This window comes from Pseudomonas veronii (assembly GCF_002028325.1).
Classification (GTDB): domain Bacteria; phylum Pseudomonadota; class Gammaproteobacteria; order Pseudomonadales; family Pseudomonadaceae; genus Aquipseudomonas; species Aquipseudomonas veronii.
In genome coordinates this window covers 3,710,208-3,727,523 of record NZ_CP018420.1, presented here as the reverse complement: position 1 = coordinate 3,727,523, position 17,316 = coordinate 3,710,208, and the positions used below count along the sequence as shown (strand labels likewise).

Below are 17,316 nucleotides of genomic sequence, written 5' to 3'. Positions count from 1 at the left end.
GAGTCATTATATTTATTGTCAAAGTGACGCTTGTGGCGATGGCCCGGGAAGGGCCGGGGATGCGGTGTCAGCCGGGTGTGAACATGCGATCGGCGATCATTTCGCCGATGGGAATCGCCGAGGTGGCGGCGGGTGAGGGCGCGTTGCAGACATGGAGCATGCGGGGCGTCTGGGCGAACAGAAAGTCGTGGACCAGGCTGCCGTCGCGCATCACGGCCTGGGCGCGGATGCCTGCTTCGTAGGGCAGCAGATCTTCGCGGTTCAACGACGGGCAGTACTTGCGGCATTGCTCCAGGTAGCCGGACTTGAACAGTGAGTTTTTCATCTCGACGCTGCCCGAACCCAGGTTCTGCCAGAGGGTTTTCCAGAAACCGGGGAAGCTGGCGTACTGCGCCACGTCGCGCCAGTTGATCGAGAACTTGCGGTAGTTCTCCCGGCCCAGGCCCAGCACGGCGTTGGGGCCGACCGTGATGCTGCCGTCGATCATCCGCGTCAGGTGCACGCCGAGGAACGGCAGTTCCGGGTCTGGAATCGGGTAGATCAGGTGGTTGACGAGGTTGTTCTTCGAGGCCGGCAGGCGGAAGTATTCGCCGCGAAAGGGGATGATCTGGTGGTCGATCTTGACCCCGGCCATCGTCGCCAGCCGATCCGACTGCAGGCCGGCGCAGACCACCAGGTGCCTGGCTTGCCAGGCTTCGCCGCGGGTGTTGACGGTGACCTTGTCGGTGTCTTCCGAAATGGCGGTGACGGTGCGCTCCAGGCAGATCTCACCGCCTTGTCGGCGAATTACCTGGGCCATGGTTTCGCAGACTTCGCGGTAATCGACAATGCCGGTCGCATCGAGAAACAAGCCGCCCAGACCGATGATGTTGGGCTCGCGCTGGCGCAGTTGGTCGGCGTCCAGGCGTTCGACCTTCAGCTCATTCAACTGCGAGCGCGCATAAAGTGCCTCCATGCGCTGCATTTCCAGGGGCGTGGAGGCCACCAGCAACTTGCCGCACACCTCGAACTTGATCCCGTGTTCGCGGCAAAACCGTTTGGTGGCCTCGGCGCCGCGTTTACACAGATCGGCCTTGAGGCTGCCGGGGGCGTAGTAGATGCCAGCGTGAATCACCCCACTGTTATGCCCGGTCTGGTGCTTGGCCAGCGAGGCTTCTTTTTCCAGGATCACCAGTGAGGCGTTGGGCTGGCGTTTGAGCAGCTCCATCGCAGTGGCCAGGCCGACGATGCCACCGCCGATGATGCAGAAGTCGTAAATCATGGTTTGGAGTACCTAAGGGCTGCACATTTCAGTCTGCTTATCAGGTTGTCAGACTAATGTTTTTGTTAAAAAAATGGCGTGCCTGAGGCACGCTGCACAAAGCTTGGATCATTCAATTCGTGGCAGGCAGCTCAAGTTGCAGGCGTTTGGCCGCTGCGCGCAGGTGCGCTTCGGCATTGGCTGCGGCCGCTTGGGCATCCCCGTCGGCGATGGCCTGGTAAAGCGCCTGGTGTTCCTGGGTGGCGTCGGCCGAGCCACTGGCAAAACGCGACGCCGAGTTTTCCCAGGCGGTTTTGCGCGCACTGGCCAACTGGCTGCGCAGAAAGTCGTGGAAGGCGACAAAGTAGTCATTCTTGCTGGCTTCGGCGATGGCGCGATGAAACTCGACATCGGCGAGGGCGGCGGCCTCGAAGTCGGCGCGCTGGTCGTGCATTTCCCGCAGCGCCTTCTGCATGCGCTGCAGGTCGTCGGCATCACGGCGTTGGGCGGCGATCGAGGCGGCCTGGGTTTCGATCCACAGGCGCACTTCGAACATCTGCGCCAGGTCCGGACGACGACCGTTTTTTTCCGGGAAGCGAAACACCGTACCCGCAGGGGTTTGCGAGATAAATGAGCCCAGGCCACGCTTGGCTGTCAGCACACCATCGGCCTTGAGTTGGGCAATCGCTTCGCGCACCACCGAGCGGCTGACGTTCAGTTGTTCAGCCAGTTGCTGTTCAGTGGGCAAACGCGACTCGGGCGCCAATTGGCCAGAATCGATTTCGGCGCGGATGGCGCTGACGACCCGTACAACGAGCGAGTCAGGGCGCTGGAGCTCAAGCATGGAAAAAACCTTGGTAGTCAGGTTGTCAGACAATAGAGGTTACGCTTTTGCCTTGTCAAGATGTTGCCGGAGATGTTTGCAGGCTGTCCGGTCGTTGGGTCGATAGGCTCGCCGTCGAGACTAAGGCGCATCGCGGCCGTGCGGAAGCTCGACGGTATGTTGGCTCATTCGACGAAGGCGGGGTTTTCCAAGCGTTGCTTGAGCTGGTCCAGCGCAACCGTGGACAGCTCCACCATGCGCTCGTGCAAGCCGGCCAGTTGCAGTTCGGTTTCATAGGTCAACACGCGCTTGAACAGCGTGCCGTCACGACAGGCGTGCAGGCTGTAGTGAATCGAGCCGTCGACGGCCAGGGAGGTGAATACCGCCTTGAATTCTTCCGGCGGCCGGGCGATCTGCACGCGGTAACTCATCGGCACCCGCACGCCCAGCAGGTCGATCACCTCGGTAAAGCGCGTGCCGGCGGAGAGTGAACCGGTGGTGCCGGTGTCGGCACTGAGGGAGGTCGGGTGCCATTCGTGCCAGCGATCGGGCTGGGTTACATAGTTGTAGACAGCCTCGATAGGCGCTTGGATAAAGCGTTCCTGACTGATCCGCTCCAGGCGGACCGACTGCTCGACAGCGCGCATGGAACACCTCCTGTGTGGTGAAACTCTGCACCCGGAGCTGTCAGGATAGACCTACTCCCATGCATTGCACGGGAGTGTCTCATTAATTTATCACTGCACCTTGAAGCGGCTCATCAGCGCGATCACCCAGGCATTGGCGTTGAGCAGGCTTTGCGTATTGGTTTCAGTGGCATGGCCGCTTTGCACCCGCTCTTCGACCATATGTCGGATATGGACCATGCTGCGGTTGATCCACTCGGTCACAGCGCTTTGCTGCTCGGCAGCCGTGGCGTTCTGGGTGCTGAGGTTGTTGATATGGCTGACCGGCTGGCGTGTGAAGGGTGTACTAGAGACCGTCCCCCTGAGCACTGAGATCAAATCGGTAACTTTTCCTAAGCGGTTTACCCATTTCTTCGAGCAGACCGTTCTCAGTGAAGGGTTTTGGATTAATGGTGCTTGGTGGCGTGGCGGGGTCGTTATCGAGGTCAAAAGGTTCTGCATCGCTGGGCAGGCCAACGACTTGGTGTTCTAAATGCGGGACGACGTCCGTTCTGCCTGATTCCCGACGTTGGGTACTCTCACCCGCCAGGAACGTGCCGGTGGCGCCATTGTAGGCATGCCCAATCTCGTGAAAGAGGCCGGTTACGGGAAACCCTGTAAAGGTACCGTCAGCTCGCTCCCGGGTAGACTGGGGGTCATAAAAAATGTGGGCACTATTGGCGCCCAAACCGGCCACACCATTTTGGATGATTCCCTGCTCCGATGGGGTGAGAGCTTCGTATGCCTCAGGTGTCAGCTCGTCCTGATCAGTTCTCCAGAAAATGTATGACGTGTTGCCCGAGTCACCTCGTTCGATGGTGACTTTGCCGCCGTTCAGCACGGCGAGTTCATCCATTTTGGCAAGGGTCTGTTGGCCTAGCGGCGAACTGCGCAGGAATTCGAGGTCGTCGGTTACCCGTTGTTTGAACTCCAGGTGCCCGTCTTTCACGATGAACGCCTGCTCGCCGGCGTTGCTGGGTTTGACCTCGGTGAAAGCCGAGCCTTGGGTACGGTCGAAATGATCACTGGCGTTGGCGTAGATACGGTCCTTGCGCTGATTATTCAAAATGGTGTCGTGGCCTTTCCCTGTATAGAAGGTGGTACGGTCGCGCCCTATAAGAAGGTCATCGTCATTGCCGCCATGTGAAACCGTATGCCCGCTGCCTGAGACGAGTACATCTTCGTTGTCGCCACCGTCCAGATAACTCTGCTTGGTGGCGGGACCGTCGCCGGCAATGAGCAGGTCCATGCCCTTATTGCCATACATCACGGCATGGCCGCTTCCCCCAAGGATGGTGTCGTCGCCGTCATTGCCCTCGGCATAGCCGAGACCACTGCCCAGTTGCAGGAAGTCCTTGCCGTTCCCGCCATAGAGTCTGCTCCGGCCTCCGCCTGCCCGGATGTAGTCGTTGCCATCGCCCCCTTCAACGTCAACACGAAGCTTGACGTCATCGTCGATTATTACCGTGTCATCGCCCCCTTGGGTTTCGATCCAGAGGTGCTGCTCCGGGCCCTGTTTTTCTTTGATGTCGAAAAAATAGGGCTTGTCGTTGATCAGGATTTGCAGCTTGTCGCCGGGCCAACTGCGTACATGGATACGGTCCGAATGGTTACCGCTTTCCACTAAAAGCCAATTGTTCATAATCTCCGGCTTTTCAGGGGTCGATGTATCCCAGTCAATGAGTCGACTGATTGTCACGTCGCCGTTAGTGTGCAGCGGGTGTTTTCTGCGGTTACTGCCGTCTGGCGTCAGATCGGATGGGGGATCGTAAGGCGAGGGTTTATCGCGAGGGGCAGGTTGTGGCGTGTGGGTATGAGTGGCTGCGAAATAAACGAGAGGAAATAGCATCGGCGGGGCCTTCACATTCAATGAGGTGAGCATCTGATTGCGCATCAGGGCTGCCCATTCCGTGGTGGGTTGGCTGAAAGTGTTCCGCAGGATGGCGAGAAGCTTGGTGCAAAATGTTTCGTGCCGGCGGTGATCGGCGGGCCAAACGCGCCCTTTGAAGGCAGGTGGATAAGCGACGGCTTGAGCGGTCTCGCTCTGCGCAGGGAGAGCGAGACGCACGTGTGATCAGCGGTGGTAGTAACCCGGGCCGCCACCGTAGTAACGGTGGTCATGCCAGCCACCACCGTGTGGGAAAATGATGCAGCCGCTCATGCTCAGGATGATCAACAAGGGAATCAGCAGTGTGATTCGACGGAACATTTCAAAATCCTCTAGGGTACTCATAGATTGAATCAGGAGACGGGCAAGCCAAAGTTTTTCATCGCCTGTAACATGAGACCCTGCCGACCCGATTCCATCCCCGCCAGCGGGTATGTATTTGGCATGTTCGGCGATACAAAGTGGATACATTCTCAAGGTTCAGGAACCCGTCATGACGCAAAAGCAACGTTTGAAATACTCGATTCTGATTTCCCTGGTCGTACTGGGGACGATGTTTGGCCTGTCCTACTTGCAGAACACCGGGGTTATCAGCGAAAAAACGTTCCAGTACATCGCCATTGCGGTGGCGGTCACCGTGGTCGTGATCAACGGTGTGATGCGGCGCAAGGTCAAGCCCAACTTCTGATTCAGCTGCGTGGGTCAGGCGCGGCCTTCGAGTACTTTGGCAGCCTCTTCATGGAGGCTGTAGCTTTTGTCGGCATTGAGGGTGATCACGCCCTCGCTGCACAGGCGCTTGAGTACCTCGCGCACGCTGAGAAACGACAACGGGATGCCCAGCTCCAGCAAATGGCTGTGTACCCCGCGTACCCCAAGGGTGCGCTGGTTGTCGGCGGCGGTGAGGAGGGCGTCGATGACCTTCAGCCGGATCAGGCTGGTGCGCAAACCAAAACACTTGAGCAAATGGCGGATGCGCTGATTGCCGTGCTGTTCAGGTGCGCTGCCGAACGCTTGGGCGCCTCTGCCATGAGCGGCCTCGGCGGTCGGTGAATGTCCGTCCGTGGGCAGTTGCGAGTTGTACATGCAAAAAACTCCTTATCAGAGCCTGATCAGGAAAATGATGGCGCTGTTACCTAATAAGACGAACGAGCGATGCAAATCATGAAGTGCCGGATGTAGAAAATTTGTCGGTATCCGCTTTGTCACATTGCAATCGCTCTGGATAGACGTCTTCTGGCTGCTGTTCCCGTCACACCGGCCACACTTCGCCGGCGAAAATCTGCAGGTCGCCGGTCAAGTCATCCGCAGGGGTGAGGGTGCCCGAGGGGCCGGGGCGTGGGTCCGCCGAGCGAACGCCGTAGTTAACGCGTCCGGCTCTTCCATACACGGCGATGCCGGTGGCGCCGGTCAATTCGGAGAGGCCCAGAACATTCTGGGTGGTATTGAGATGATGGCGCCCTACCAGGGCAACCCACTTGTCCTCGCCTGCGTGTTGCTCGATGGTGCGGGTGGCGTAGTAGTTGAACTCTTCGAGTCGTCGTTTGGCCTGCGCAGGCGTCTTGATGGGGCCGCCGAACAGGTGGCGTTCGTCGTTATGCCGCGTCAGGTAAAAATGGTCAAGCGGTACGATTTCGATCCCGTTGTCTTCGAATTTCTTCAACAGTTCGCCCAGGGTCGGGCGTTGGTTGGGAGGGCGGTATATGAGCCCGATCCGGCCCATGCCATCGTCTTTCCAGCGCATGATTTTGTCGTACACCAGGCCTTCGACGAATAGCTTTTTTACCTTGTTTTGAACAAACACATCGACGTTGTCATACAAAGTTCGGAAAGCCGCCAAGCTGCTGTGGGATTCGCCGAATACCAGGCCAGGCGCCGTGCGAAAAGCATCGGCAATCACATCGCTCGTTTTCTTTGGCGCGGGAATGTTTGGAAACTCGGGGCGGGGGGGCAGCCCGTTTGCGGCCATGTGCGTATAAAAATCGCGCATTTCCTGGGCGAATTTCTCATGGGTTGCCTGCTTTCTGCTGGGGGTGAAATGGCCCTCGATGGGGCGGCCACGAATGCTGCTCACGTACTCGGCGTCGGGCAAATGGTCGATTTTACGCACCGGCTCGACTGGCAGCCCAGCCGGCGGTTGACTGAGTGGCGGACGTGACGGTCGGCTCAGCGGGTTGAAGCGATGATCGCGAGCCGATCGCCCCGGGTGTTGGGCAGTGGGTGAGGGCGGCATCAGCGTATGGACAGGGGTGAATGCGTCGAGTGCGGGCCCATAAGGCTGCATGGCGTCTGAATCGAAGGCATACCATTTACCGTATTGGCGTATGGCCGAGCCTTCCACTTGCTGCGTACCCACCTGTAAAACGCCTGTTGCGGCGGCCTCGTAACGTTGGCTGGCGATGACCAGCGACTGGCCGTTGGCCGTGCCGCGCAGCTTGCGGATGCCTTGCGCGCTGGCGCTGATGCCATCCGTGACAAGTCTGCCCGCACCCACCGCCAGGTCAACGCTGCCACGCAACGGGTTGAAGGCGTTGAGTGCGGTGACCCCGAGGATTTTGCCGCCGCGTGCCAAGGCACCCAGGGTTGAACCCGCGTTTGTCACTGCCTTGCCGAGTTTTGCGGTAGCGCCCAACCCGGCTGTCACAAAGCCAAATATATCCAGCGCCAGGTCAATCGCGCCGTCCTTGTAGTGACCGTTGCGCAAGTGGGTGATGGCCGAGCGGAGGGGGATCAGGTTCAATAATGCGTCCGTTGTTGAACTCACCCATTCGCGTCGCGCCTCGTCCGGGGTTTCGCCTGCGGCGTATTGCTTGACGGCAGGCTCATCAAACCCCAACGCCTTGATCAGTGCGTCGGCGATGTAGTGGGTTCGCGGACTTTGGAACGTGTTGAAGGTGGGGTATTGCGGTTCCTTTTCTTCGGCGTCGTAGTTGTGGGTTGAACGATTGGGATGAAACGCTTCGATTTTGTTGACTTCGTCCGACACGTATTGGTGGGGCCGGCTGATCCTGCCCGGGTCAACCTTGGAGATGCTGCCGGTTGTGGTATCGAATTCGTATGTCTGATGGCTGTTTTGATATTCGCTGTGTACGAGGATCTTTGGGCTGGTGTGGAAGAGCTTGTCTTGGGCGAAAGGAATCAAGCTGGTGCGGTAGTCGTTTTCCTTGAAAAAACTGATTTTTCCATAATTGAGGCGCGTTCGATCTGCCAACGGCAGGCGGTCAATGGCACTGATGAGTGAGTATTTTTTTACCTGTTTGATAGTGTCCAGCGCGTCGGTAAATGCCGTGTCGAACGCCTGCGGGATATTGAAAGACGGGCTTCGGGTGAACTGCGCAAACGCCTCAAGATCGATGTCGGCGCGCGCGCCTCTGACCAGCCAGCTATGCGTGTCGATTTCCAGCCCCTGCTGAGTGATGTCGAGCATCGAATAGGCTTGGCTGAAGCGCGGGGCCTTGGGGTCGTTGGATTTATAGTTGATGTGCAACACGCGATCCTCAAAGTCATCGCGTTCGCCGAAGGTGGCTTTCAGCAGATCCAGCGCCATCTGTTTGCGGCTGGGCAGTGTCGCGCCGACTTCTTTGGACGCGGCGCTCAATTCGCTGTGTTGGGTATTGAAGGCTTCGCGGGTGTACTCGATTTCTGCGTTGTTGTACGCCGCATCGTCTTTGGCGTAGAGAAAACCGTTCACCACGCCCCAATCGATCAAGGCGGCCTTCTGCGCCGCTTCACCCGCCGGTGCTATTGAGTCGGCATGGCGCATGACTTCGGCAAAATCCATGTGCATTGCCTTGCCGGGTGCCTGGGCTTCAATCGCAGCCACGGCGATGCACAAGTTGGCCCATGCCTGGCTGCCGTACACCACCGTGGCGGGAATATCCTTGACCAGATATTGCGGCGCCACCCGTGCCAGCAGCAACCTGGCGCCGAGATCCGCGCTAGCGAGGGAAGTCTTGCCGCTGTCGCTCAGGTGTTTGGCCAGTGCGCTGATCACACTGGCTGGCGACATGCCCCAGTGACTGTCGGCAGCGAGGTTGAAGCCCGCGACGGTATTTCTGCCAGGCTGTTCGATGGATTCGGGGTCCAGCCCCAAGTGGATCGCGCTCAGTACATAGTCGTTTGCGCTGGTATCGGTCGCGATGCCGCCGACCTTGGCCTGTATCGCCTGGCCCAGCTCCTGCGCCTTGGGGGTATCGAGGAGTTTCTCCAACGCCTTGGCCGGGTCCTGTAGCTCGGTACCGGATAGCGGATTACCTTCCAGCAGATACCCCAATGCTCCGCGCCGAGGGTCGAAAAGGGGCAGGCCCGGCAGTTTCTCGGTGTTGTCGGCAACGACGTCGCGCACCACGCGCTGGTGTTCCACGCTCAGCGGCAATGCCCAACTGAGCCCGCCGCCCAAGTTGCCCAATGGGTGCGACAACGAATGATTGATCAGTGCGTCGGCCATGTCGAAAAGGTCTTCACGCGTGGCCGGAATGTACGTGCCGTGGTGTGTGATGAAACGCTCAAGGCTGATTTTCTGCGGCGATTGATGCTGAAGCGCCGAGTCTGGATCGACGTCCATCAGGGTTTCTTGCAGTGCGCGCAGCACTGCTTCGGCGCTGGCTTGCGGTACCAGTGACTGGGCGGCCTGTTTGAGTTGGCGGGCGAGCGTTTGCAGGTTGCGCCTGTGCGCCAATGCGGTTTTGAGGGCCTGGCGGTTGTCATTGCTGTCGACTTCTTGCTCTGTAGGCGGGTCTGCGACCGGAGCCATGTCGTCGGTCGCTAAAGCCGTGGGCAGCAGCGGGTAAACAGGTTGCTGGGACGAGCCGGAGGTTAGGGTGACGGATGTCATGCTGAGTACCTTCTTTCACACGGTGAGGCAGTCCTTGCCGACGAACGCCTTTGAATGAAGGCGCTCGTTTGGGTGTTGAAAGCAGGTGCTTGTGTTCCGCTTGCGGGCGGTGCGGGTTGTCAGTATGTGTAACGGAGGCCATCGGCATTTGGACTGGTCACCCTCGTAGCGCAGAAAATGACGCGGCCGCATTCGTACCTAAATTATTCGCGGGCTTTTGCGTTCTTACGTTGGGGTGATTGCCCTGTGAGGCGGTTTAATCTGACGGTGGGGTCTGCGTGATTATTTGTAACGGGTTGTCCAGGGTGTGTGTGACGGCGCTATTGCTGGGCGTGAGCCTGGCCGCATCCGCGCGCGAGGCGGTGGTGCAGGCGGTGGCGGACATCCGACGCACCAGTTTCGGTGTGCCCCATATCCGCGCCAGTGATGAGCGCGGCCTGGGCTTCGGCATCGGTTACGCCTATGCCCAGGACAATCTGTGCCTGCTGGCCAACGAGGTGGTTACGGTGAGCGGAGAGCGCGCCAGGTTCTTTGGCCCTGAACAATCGACCCTGGAGGAGCGCAACAACGTTACCAGCGATGTGTTCTTTGCCTGGCTGAATACGCCAGAGGCGGTGGCCTCGTTCTGGGCGGCGCAGAGCCCACCGATCCAGCAGCGTATCGAAGGGTACGTCGCCGGCTACAACCGTTATCTGACAGAGCAGGGCGCTCCGGCCCAGTGCCAGGCGGCGTGGGTACGGCCGATCACGCCGCAGGATGTGATCAAGCTGACGCGCAGGCTGCTGGTGGAAGGCGGCGTCGGCCAATTCGCCGAAGCCCTTGTCGGCGCCACGCCGCCCAACACCACCGCCCATCGACTGGGCGACGCCAAGGCCTTTGAGCTGGCCGCTGCGCATCAACAGCGTTTCACTCTGGACCGAGGCAGCAACGCCGTCGCCGTGGGCCGTGACCGCTCATTCAACGGGCGCGGCATGCTACTGGCCAATCCGCATTTCCCCTGGATCGGCGGCATGCGCTTTTATGAGATGCACCTGACCATCCCTGGCCAGCTGGATGTGATGGGCGCTGCACTGCCGGGCTTGCCGCTGGTGAATATCGGCTTTAACCAGCATGTGGCCTGGACCCATACCGTCGACACGTCCAAGCATTTCACCGTGTATCGCCTGACCCTCGATCCCAAGGATGCCACGCGCTACCTGCTGGACGGTAAATCCATCCCGCTGGATAAAACCACGCTGACGGTGCAGGTCAAACAAGCCGATGGCAGCCTCAAAGAGCAGGCACATACCGTCTACCGTTCGCAATTCGGCCCGGTGGTGCAATGGCCTGGCAAGCTCGATTGGGACAACCGTTACGCCTTCAGCCTGCGCGATGCCAACCTGGGCAACGACCGTGTGCTGCAACAGTGGTACGCGATGAATCGCGCCGGCAGCGTCAAGGAGCTGCAAGCCGCGGTACACACCCTGCAAGGCATCCCGTGGGTCAATACCCTGGCTGCGGATGACCAGGGGCAGAGCCTGTTCATGAACCTGTCGGTGGTGCCCAACGTCAACGCGGCCAAACTCGCGCAATGCAGTGACCCACGGGCCGGCCTGCAATTGATCGTGCTCGACGGTGCCCGCAGCGCCTGCGCCTGGGACGTCGACCCGCGCGCTGCCCAAGCCGGGATCTTCGCGGCCGACCAGTTGCCGCAACTGGAACGTACCGACTACGTGCAGCATTCCAACGATTCGGCCTGGATGGTCAACCCCAAGGCGCCCCTCACCGGTTTTTCCCCGGTCATCAGCCAGGACAGCACCGGCCTCGGCCCCCGCGCGCGTTTCGCCGTGCAACGCCTGCAGTCGCTGGACAACCGGCCGATCAGCGTTGCCGACCTGCAAAACATGGTGATGGACAACCAGGTCTACCTCGCCAGCCAGGTGATGCCCGATTTGCTCGAATTCTGCGCCAAGCACCTCGGCGCCGACACCGCCACGCTGCAACCGCTGTGCGCCAGCCTGCAAACCTGGGACCAGCGCGCCAACCTCGACAGCGGCCTGGGCCTGGTGCATTTCATCAACCTGATGCAACACCTGCAGCACAGCCCTGACGCCTGGCGTGTCGCCTTCGACCCGGCCCAACCCCTCACCACCCCTCGCGGCCTGGCCATCGAGCGAGCGCCCGTCGCCAAGGCCCTGCGCGAAGCCATGCTGGCCTCGACCGTCGAGGCCGGCCAACTCGGGCTCACCGCCAACAGCCGCTGGGGCGACCTACAAGTCTCCGGCCAGACCCCAATCCACGGCGGCCCGCAACAGCTTGGCATCTACAACGCCATGCAAACTGTGCCCCGCGCCGATGGCAAACGCGAAGTGGTCAGCGGCAGCAGCTACCTGCAAATCGTCACCTTCGACGCCAACGGCCCCCGCGCCCAAGGCTTACTGACATTCTCCCTGTCCAGCAACCCTGCATCGAAATACGCAAAGGACCAGACACACGCATTCTCCGAAAAAAACCTCCGCCCGCTGCCCTTCAGCGAAGCGCAGATCAAGGCCGATCCGCAGTACCAATCGCAGGTCATCAAAGAGTAGGGCGCGCACGCAACCCCTTGATGCCAGGGCAGAATATTTTTTGAAATCAAGGGGTTGCAGGCAAAAGCAAATGAGTACATAATGGCGCCCATCGAACGCAATGAAGCATTAAAAACTTCAATGTATTCAATGAGTTAGAGTAGAGGCACGCTTCACATAGCCCACTCAAGTTTGTATGCGGTGAGTGCCAGCAACCAGGGTACTGATCGTTTGAGGCCGAGTAGCAAAATGGTTATGCAGCGGATTGCAAATCCGCCTACGCCGGTTCGATTCCGACCTCGGCCTCCACTCTTAAAAGCCCCGTAGATCGATAGTCTACGGGGTTTTTTTATGCCTGCGATTCAGGAAGCGTTCCGCAACTTTTGGTATCCGTTCCGCAACCCCATGGTTTCTGTGTGTCGTGTAGCGAATTTGAGTTAAGGGATCTGGAGTGGTCTCCATACTCGAAACATCTACTTCAAGGGCTATTCACGCAAGAGCGATAGATAGCTAGTTCCGGTTTTTTTCCCAAAAAAAGAGGGGCGGTAGCCGCACCCTCTGAGCAATAAAATGTTCGTTACTGGAAGATCTCAGCCCAACGAATATAAAAGAGTAAGTACGGGTCCCTAACGTCTAAAACGTCGTTTTCTCCATCCCATTCAATAATACTTTCTCCGGCGGAATCATTCGCGATTTTTGCCATATGACTGCAAGCGCCTGTGATGCTCGAGCCGCTTGGCGGTGATGATGAGCATAGAGACTTTACCCTCAGAACCAAGTCATCATAACGCAGAGTGAGCTGTGGGGGGTCGAGGGCTAGACACCTGATCAAGAGTGTATAAACGTCCCCATTACTGCCGTCTTTGAGTGAGTGGCTTATCCGGTCAGAGCCCCTAATACGAGGGCCGTCAATCATTTTCTCTACCACCGAACTGTAGTCGGTAGACAAAACTGTGCTCTTACAAATGGTCTCGAGAAGAGGCTTATTCATCGGCAATGAATTAGCTCCGGAAGTCCGTTCTCTGACTCCGATTGCATAACATGCATTGAGGCACAGATACTGCATCAATTGCGGTGAGCCAGCAGCTTGCTCTGCAAACATTTGAATCATTGAATGATCAAACGTAACGCCGAGAGCTAAGAATCCTTTCTCTGCGATTTTTTTGAGGTGGTCTTGATGCCAGTAACCAAAGTCAATTGAAACAATTCGTCCGCGCAAATCTGGATTGCTTCTAATTACGTCATCGGCGTGATAGGGGACTGATGCAACGATAAATTTTACATTGCTGCGGATAGCTTCTTTTATTTGTTTAGCAATTTCAGATTGTGTTTCGCGTGAAATATAATGGAAGTCGTCAATAAATACCGTAAGTTCTTTGTCTGCAAGCTCGGATATAAGTAGCTGCAAGTAATCAGTTGATGTATCTGTGGTGACAGCCTCTGCATCTGTGGATAAATGGCTGGCGGATAATTCTGCACTTGCTTTTGCTAATATAACGCTGCCTGAAGCAGTCGCCTTTCCTGCAAAACCGTTCGTGGTGCCGGCGGTTTGAGTCTTGGAAGTAGGTATATCTGTGCCTAGGATGTCAAATACCCTTCGCCACAGGCCGGCGACAGACGTGATACCCGCTCCGGTAACTTGAATTATTTTGTCCTTGCCTATTGACTCTTCTATGAATACGGTCTTGCCGGATTTGGATGGGCCGGAAATTGAAATCAACATCGAACCCGTATCTAGGGCGTTCTCGAGAGTTGTTTTCTTAGCAATCAGGTGGTCGTCTACGAACGTATGACTTGGAAACCGTCCTGGAGTGAAAATATCTCTAGCTTTCATGTTTGATCCATGCCGAGTTGATAGGCGAATAATCACCGCGGGCCACGTCACCTGTCAAATTAATACGGTGTCTTTGGCGGTAGAATGGAGGCTGTTTGAGCTATTTCATCTAGTAGGTTTAACGATTTCGCCGACTCGTCGATAAACCTTTTTTGTGATCTCTTCTGTCGAATGGCCAAGGAGGCGGCTGGCATGTGCCAGTTCAATCTCGCTGGCGGCCTTCGGACGGATGTCCTTAAACTGAAACTGGCGAATCAGCACCGCCAAGGCAGAGTCTCCCTCAGTGCCGGCTTTCGTAGCAGCTTTCTCGCGAGCTTCATCCCAGCGATTGCGCAGCATCTGCTGGCTCATCCGAAGACCGGATGTGTTTGTGATCAGCCTCGATGTCTTTATGCCGCAGAGAGCTCGGCGCTCTTGGAGGTCATTTATAAAGGCGCTCAGCCCTGACTGAACGCCTTCGTCTTCCAGCCGTAGGCGAAGCTTCTTCGCGGTCTTGCCCTGATTGACCATCAGGAACTCGGCGTTCAAATCTGTGGTAGCCACTTTCAACACATCCGCGGGGCGCTGGCCAGTCAGGTAGGCCAGATCCATAGCGTCCTTCAGCTCTTGTACGGCCGCCTCGTACACTGCATTCCACACAATATCGCCGGCGTAATAGTCTCGTGGTGTCTCCTTGTTGCGGCGCACACCGAAGCACGGGTTGGCGTTGTTTGTCAGGCCCCACTCGCGCGCGATCGTGAACATGTGCGACAGCAGAGCGATTTCCCTGTTGGCCCTGACTTTTGCGGTCCTTGCGTCGCGGTACTGCGCGACCACTTGGGGTGTGATCGAATCAATGGGTGCCTTCTCAAATGCTTTTCTGAGCTGCTTGAGTTCCTTCATGTTGTCAGACTGGGTACGCAAGCCCTTGGTAGGAATGATTTCTTTCACGTACCTGTCGAACAAAGAGCCGAGCAGATGGCTGGGTTTTGGGGGCGCTCGCCGTTCCAGCCTGGCCCATTCCACTTTGGCCTGGTCAAGGTCACCGCCCAGGGGAATCTCTTTGCGTTTGCCGTCGGCGTCCCTTCCGTTGTAGTAGTACGCGACCCAGGTCTTTCCGCTCTTACGTTTGTGGCTCCGTCGGATCATACGCGGTGGCAGATCCCGGTTTGCTGGTGATTTCTGGCGCATTGATTAGCTCACGTTCGCCAGGTCGAGCGTCCAGGTTTCAGCCGCTGGATTCGACGCGGAGGGTTTGACGCCCGCCAGTTTCATTCGGGCATACACTCGACCAACTATCGGGCGGCGGGCACCGGTCAGAACAAACTCCCAGTGGTTGCAGGTTAGCCACTGGATTTGCTTGGATGGGATCTGATAGCCAGTGATGGTTGCCAGCTCTTCGTCGGTCAGGGTTTCGCTTTGGAATTCCATCATCGCGCCTCCGCCGCATAGGTTTTGTCGGTGGCGGGCAGCGATAGGAGTTCGTCACCCGTCGGCGCTATGCCAGCGTGTAAATCAACTTCTCTGCCTGCCAACATGCCCGCGATCTGGGCGTCAAGGTCGAGTTCGATGTCCGAGGATTTGCGTGATTTTCCGATGACAATGTTTGATAGGTATTCAGCTATCAGCGCCTTGTCCTGGCACTGTACTGTCACCAGCTCACGCCCATCAGGTTTTGCGTCCGGGTCGTCATCGCTTTGTGGGACCAATGCCAGAAGCTTTCCGTAGACCTGGGCAACCCATGCCAGGGCAAAATGGTCACCTGCTGTTTCTGCGGAATACGAGCTGCGGTACTTGCCTGAACGGACTCCGGCGACGTATTGCTTGCGCGCCAGCTTTAGCTTGGTGAGCAGGGCTTCGTAGGCGTATAGGGCAATGTGCTGAGAGGGTGTGACTCCGATGAATGAAGCCCGCTCCACCACTCGATGCTTGGTTTTGCACCAATCTCTAACGCGCAGTGAGGAGCAGTTAAAAGCCGCAGCAACAGACGCACTTAGTTGTTGGTCCCACGCTGGTCGACGCTCGTTGCGCGAAAACTGAGACTCGACTTCCCCGACGTCGCTGAGCTTAACGTCCGTCTCGGTCAAGCGGTATTCGCGCATCAGGGCCTGAGCCTGACGAAGGGCAGTAGCCGCTTCGTTTTCATTGGCGCTTTGCGATAGGGCCAAACAGTGCTTGATTTTGCGGATAGCACGTTCAAGTTTCTTTTCGTCAATGTGATCGCTGGTCATGCTGCATCCTCCGCACTGAGTGGTGCAGGGTAGGCCGCTAACCACATCTTCGCGGCGAAGGCGGTTAGCTGGCGACGTTGTTTGTTCACCCGGGCAACCATGATTTCTGTGCCTGGGAATGCCTGCCAGGTTTCCACGGCAAGCCCCAGTGACGTAGTGATCCTCGTCATCAGTTCGTGGTCGTCGATGGTGCAGGCAGGCGAAGCGGCATGCTGCTCGCGGGCCAGGTTGACGCCACGATCAAAGCCGCGCACAAAGGCTTTCTTGCTCGCTTTGATCAGGAAGAAAGCGGTCGCAATCCAGCCTACGAGCAGGCCGGCGACGATGATGTAAGTTTCGATTTGCATGTGCTGTATGCCTCGTTAGAGCCCGCCGCCGGACAGTTTTGGTGAGAGGACGGCGACGGGGTGTTGCAGGGAGTTAGTTAGAACGTGGCTTCATAGAGCGGCACGTTGGTGATGTCGCCTTCGATCTTGGCGCGCACGGCGTTGTAGGCTTCTTCGAGCACCTTGTCGGCGCGCACCAGTTCGTACCACATGACCAGGCGCCCTTCCTGAATGCGGTAGCGAAAGCGGGCGGGCACGCAGAAGGTGTCGCCGCCGAGGAACGGCTTGAGCGCAATGAAGAACTCTTCGGGGATACGCAACTGGCCAGCTTCGCCAGCGCGCCCGTCGATCTCTTCGTTGTAGGTCAGTTGCACCTGGCCGTTGTCGAGGCGAGTGCCTTGGCGGAACGTGATGTTCTTCTTGGCTTCCAGGGTGCGGCTGATTTCGAGCATGTCGGCAGCGCTTGGGGTGTTCTCGTGCTCGGGGTGGTGGGTGATGTCCTTCACGTTGTCTTCGATGAATTCGGCGAAGGTGGCCTGATCCATCCGCTTGCGATCCTTATCCTTCCAGTTGCCCCATTCAACGGTGGTCGGGCAGCGGTACGTCGCGACATGATCGCGCCAGGCTGGTGCGGCCGGATCGTGGTAGTCGATCACCGCTGTAAAAGTGCGTCCCTCGGGGCCGTTGCAAAATACAGCCGTGGCATGGGTGGAAAAGCGATTCACGTAGCTGATGAACGACTCGGCATCGAGCACGGTGAGCTTCTGCTTGATGCGCGAAGGCGCGGGCAGCAGATGCTCCAGGCTTTCGATTCTGACGTCGGTCGGTACAAGTGCCAGCGGCGCAGGGATGCCCGGGACCTCGATTGGTTTGCCGAGGGACTGAGCCATGGTGACCAGGTGCTGTAGGGCTTGTTGCATTGGATGTGCTCCAGTGGGTGACGATTTGGTGAG

At 57.9% G+C, this 17,316-nt stretch carries 15 protein-coding genes, 1 tRNA gene and 1 pseudogene; 3 read left to right on the top strand and 14 right to left on the bottom strand.

Features of this window, described 5'->3' with window-relative positions; translation table 11 throughout:
- Nucleotides 1-67: 67 nt before the first annotated feature.
- The 6 genes and pseudogenes from lhgO to PverR02_RS32895 form a co-directional block, all read right to left on the bottom strand.
- Nucleotides 68-1,261: an L-2-hydroxyglutarate oxidase gene (lhgO, locus tag PverR02_RS16980; protein WP_017846385.1), complete on the bottom strand. Its 1,194-nt coding sequence runs from the start codon at nucleotides 1,259-1,261 to the stop codon at nucleotides 68-70.
- Between the two features lie 112 nt (nucleotides 1,262-1,373).
- Nucleotides 1,374-2,084, bottom strand: a complete 711-nt coding sequence (locus tag PverR02_RS16975) for a FadR/GntR family transcriptional regulator (RefSeq protein ID WP_046383587.1) — start codon at nucleotides 2,082-2,084, stop codon at nucleotides 1,374-1,376.
- Nucleotides 2,085-2,248: 164 nt separating this feature from the next.
- On the bottom strand, nucleotides 2,249-2,710 hold the full coding sequence (locus PverR02_RS16970; RefSeq protein ID WP_017846383.1) for an SRPBCC family protein: 462 nt from the start codon (nucleotides 2,708-2,710) through the stop codon (nucleotides 2,249-2,251).
- 90 nt (nucleotides 2,711-2,800) lie between these two features.
- Nucleotides 2,801-3,013: pseudogene (locus PverR02_RS16965) on the bottom strand (methyl-accepting chemotaxis protein); the annotation flags it as partial.
- Between the two features lie 22 nt (nucleotides 3,014-3,035).
- A complete protein-coding gene (locus PverR02_RS16960) occupies nucleotides 3,036-4,796 on the bottom strand; it encodes a M91 family zinc metallopeptidase (RefSeq protein ID WP_227778663.1) in 1,761 nt (586 codons plus the stop codon).
- Nucleotides 4,797-4,802: 6 nt separating this feature from the next.
- The gene (locus tag PverR02_RS32895) at nucleotides 4,803-4,937 is read right to left on the bottom strand and encodes a hypothetical protein (protein ID WP_017846380.1); all 135 of its coding nucleotides are present in this window, start codon (nucleotides 4,935-4,937) and stop codon (nucleotides 4,803-4,805) included.
- A 172-nt stretch (nucleotides 4,938-5,109) separates the two neighbouring features.
- Here PverR02_RS32895 and PverR02_RS16955 point away from each other — a divergent pair, with 172 nt between their 5' ends.
- A complete protein-coding gene (locus PverR02_RS16955) occupies nucleotides 5,110-5,304 on the top strand; it encodes a hypothetical protein (protein WP_017846379.1) in 195 nt (64 codons plus the stop codon).
- Between the two features lie 14 nt (nucleotides 5,305-5,318).
- Here PverR02_RS16955 and PverR02_RS16950 read toward each other — a convergent pair whose 3' ends face one another.
- Nucleotides 5,319-5,699, bottom strand: a complete 381-nt coding sequence (locus PverR02_RS16950; RefSeq protein WP_017846378.1) for a hypothetical protein — start codon at nucleotides 5,697-5,699, stop codon at nucleotides 5,319-5,321.
- A gap of 166 nt (nucleotides 5,700-5,865) precedes the next feature.
- Nucleotides 5,866-9,447 carry a membrane-targeted effector domain-containing toxin gene (locus tag PverR02_RS16945; protein ID WP_079443962.1) on the bottom strand — a complete coding sequence of 1,194 codons (3,582 nt, stop codon included), beginning with the start codon at nucleotides 9,445-9,447 and terminating at the stop codon, nucleotides 5,866-5,868.
- Between the two features lie 278 nt (nucleotides 9,448-9,725).
- Here PverR02_RS16945 and pvdQ point away from each other — a divergent pair, with 278 nt between their 5' ends.
- On the top strand, nucleotides 9,726-12,014 hold the full coding sequence (gene pvdQ / locus PverR02_RS16940; protein ID WP_079443961.1) for a bifunctional acylase PvdQ: 2,289 nt from the start codon (nucleotides 9,726-9,728) through the stop codon (nucleotides 12,012-12,014).
- A gap of 214 nt (nucleotides 12,015-12,228) precedes the next feature.
- A tRNA-Cys gene (locus tag PverR02_RS16935) sits at nucleotides 12,229-12,302 on the top strand.
- Nucleotides 12,303-12,570: 268 nt separating this feature from the next.
- Here PverR02_RS16935 and PverR02_RS16930 read toward each other — a convergent pair.
- The 6 genes from PverR02_RS16930 to PverR02_RS16905 all read right to left on the bottom strand — a co-directional run bounded on the left by PverR02_RS16930 (nucleotide 12,571) and on the right by PverR02_RS16905 (nucleotide 17,283).
- On the bottom strand, nucleotides 12,571-13,827 hold the full coding sequence (locus PverR02_RS16930) for an ATP-binding protein (RefSeq protein ID WP_079443960.1): 1,257 nt from the start codon (nucleotides 13,825-13,827) through the stop codon (nucleotides 12,571-12,573).
- Nucleotides 13,828-13,932: 105 nt separating this feature from the next.
- On the bottom strand, nucleotides 13,933-14,997 hold the full coding sequence (locus PverR02_RS16925) for a tyrosine-type recombinase/integrase (RefSeq protein WP_079443959.1): 1,065 nt from the start codon (nucleotides 14,995-14,997) through the stop codon (nucleotides 13,933-13,935).
- A 3-nt stretch (nucleotides 14,998-15,000) separates the two neighbouring features.
- On the bottom strand, nucleotides 15,001-15,237 hold the full coding sequence (locus PverR02_RS16920) for a DUF4224 domain-containing protein (RefSeq protein ID WP_079443958.1): 237 nt from the start codon (nucleotides 15,235-15,237) through the stop codon (nucleotides 15,001-15,003).
- Nucleotides 15,237-16,037, bottom strand: a complete 801-nt coding sequence (locus tag PverR02_RS16915) for a DUF2786 domain-containing protein (RefSeq protein ID WP_079443957.1) — start codon at nucleotides 16,035-16,037, stop codon at nucleotides 15,237-15,239. Before PverR02_RS16915 ends, PverR02_RS16920 begins: the two co-directional genes overlap by 1 nt.
- Entirely contained in the window at nucleotides 16,034-16,384 is a 351-nt protein-coding gene (locus PverR02_RS16910) for a hypothetical protein (RefSeq protein WP_065908170.1), read from the bottom strand. Before PverR02_RS16910 ends, PverR02_RS16915 begins: the two co-directional genes overlap by 4 nt.
- 77 nt (nucleotides 16,385-16,461) lie before the next feature.
- On the bottom strand, nucleotides 16,462-17,283 hold the full coding sequence (locus PverR02_RS16905; RefSeq protein WP_079443956.1) for a YfdQ family protein: 822 nt from the start codon (nucleotides 17,281-17,283) through the stop codon (nucleotides 16,462-16,464).
- Nucleotides 17,284-17,316: the final 33 nt, after the last annotated feature.

Coding starts and splice junctions, on each gene's coding strand:
- lhgO (WP_017846385.1), bottom strand. CDS start 1,261: ATGATTTACGACTTCTGCATCATCGGCGGTGGCATCGTCGGCCTGGCC.
- PverR02_RS16975 (WP_046383587.1), bottom strand. CDS start 2,084: ATGCTTGAGCTCCAGCGCCCTGACTCGCTCGTTGTACGGGTCGTCAGC.
- PverR02_RS16970 (WP_017846383.1), bottom strand. CDS start 2,710: ATGCGCGCTGTCGAGCAGTCGGTCCGCCTGGAGCGGATCAGTCAGGAA.
- PverR02_RS32895 (WP_017846380.1), bottom strand. CDS start 4,937: ATGTTCCGTCGAATCACACTGCTGATTCCCTTGTTGATCATCCTGAGC.
- PverR02_RS16955 (WP_017846379.1), top strand. CDS start 5,110: ATGACGCAAAAGCAACGTTTGAAATACTCGATTCTGATTTCCCTGGTC.
- PverR02_RS16950 (WP_017846378.1), bottom strand. CDS start 5,699: ATGTACAACTCGCAACTGCCCACGGACGGACATTCACCGACCGCCGAG.
- PverR02_RS16945 (WP_079443962.1), bottom strand. CDS start 9,447: ATGACATCCGTCACCCTAACCTCCGGCTCGTCCCAGCAACCTGTTTAC.
- PverR02_RS16930 (WP_079443960.1), bottom strand. CDS start 13,827: ATGAAAGCTAGAGATATTTTCACTCCAGGACGGTTTCCAAGTCATACG.
- PverR02_RS16925 (WP_079443959.1), bottom strand. CDS start 14,997: ATGCGCCAGAAATCACCAGCAAACCGGGATCTGCCACCGCGTATGATC.
- PverR02_RS16920 (WP_079443958.1), bottom strand. CDS start 15,237: ATGGAATTCCAAAGCGAAACCCTGACCGACGAAGAGCTGGCAACCATC.
- PverR02_RS16915 (WP_079443957.1), bottom strand. CDS start 16,037: ATGACCAGCGATCACATTGACGAAAAGAAACTTGAACGTGCTATCCGC.
- PverR02_RS16910 (WP_065908170.1), bottom strand. CDS start 16,384: ATGCAAATCGAAACTTACATCATCGTCGCCGGCCTGCTCGTAGGCTGG.
- PverR02_RS16905 (WP_079443956.1), bottom strand. CDS start 17,283: ATGCAACAAGCCCTACAGCACCTGGTCACCATGGCTCAGTCCCTCGGC.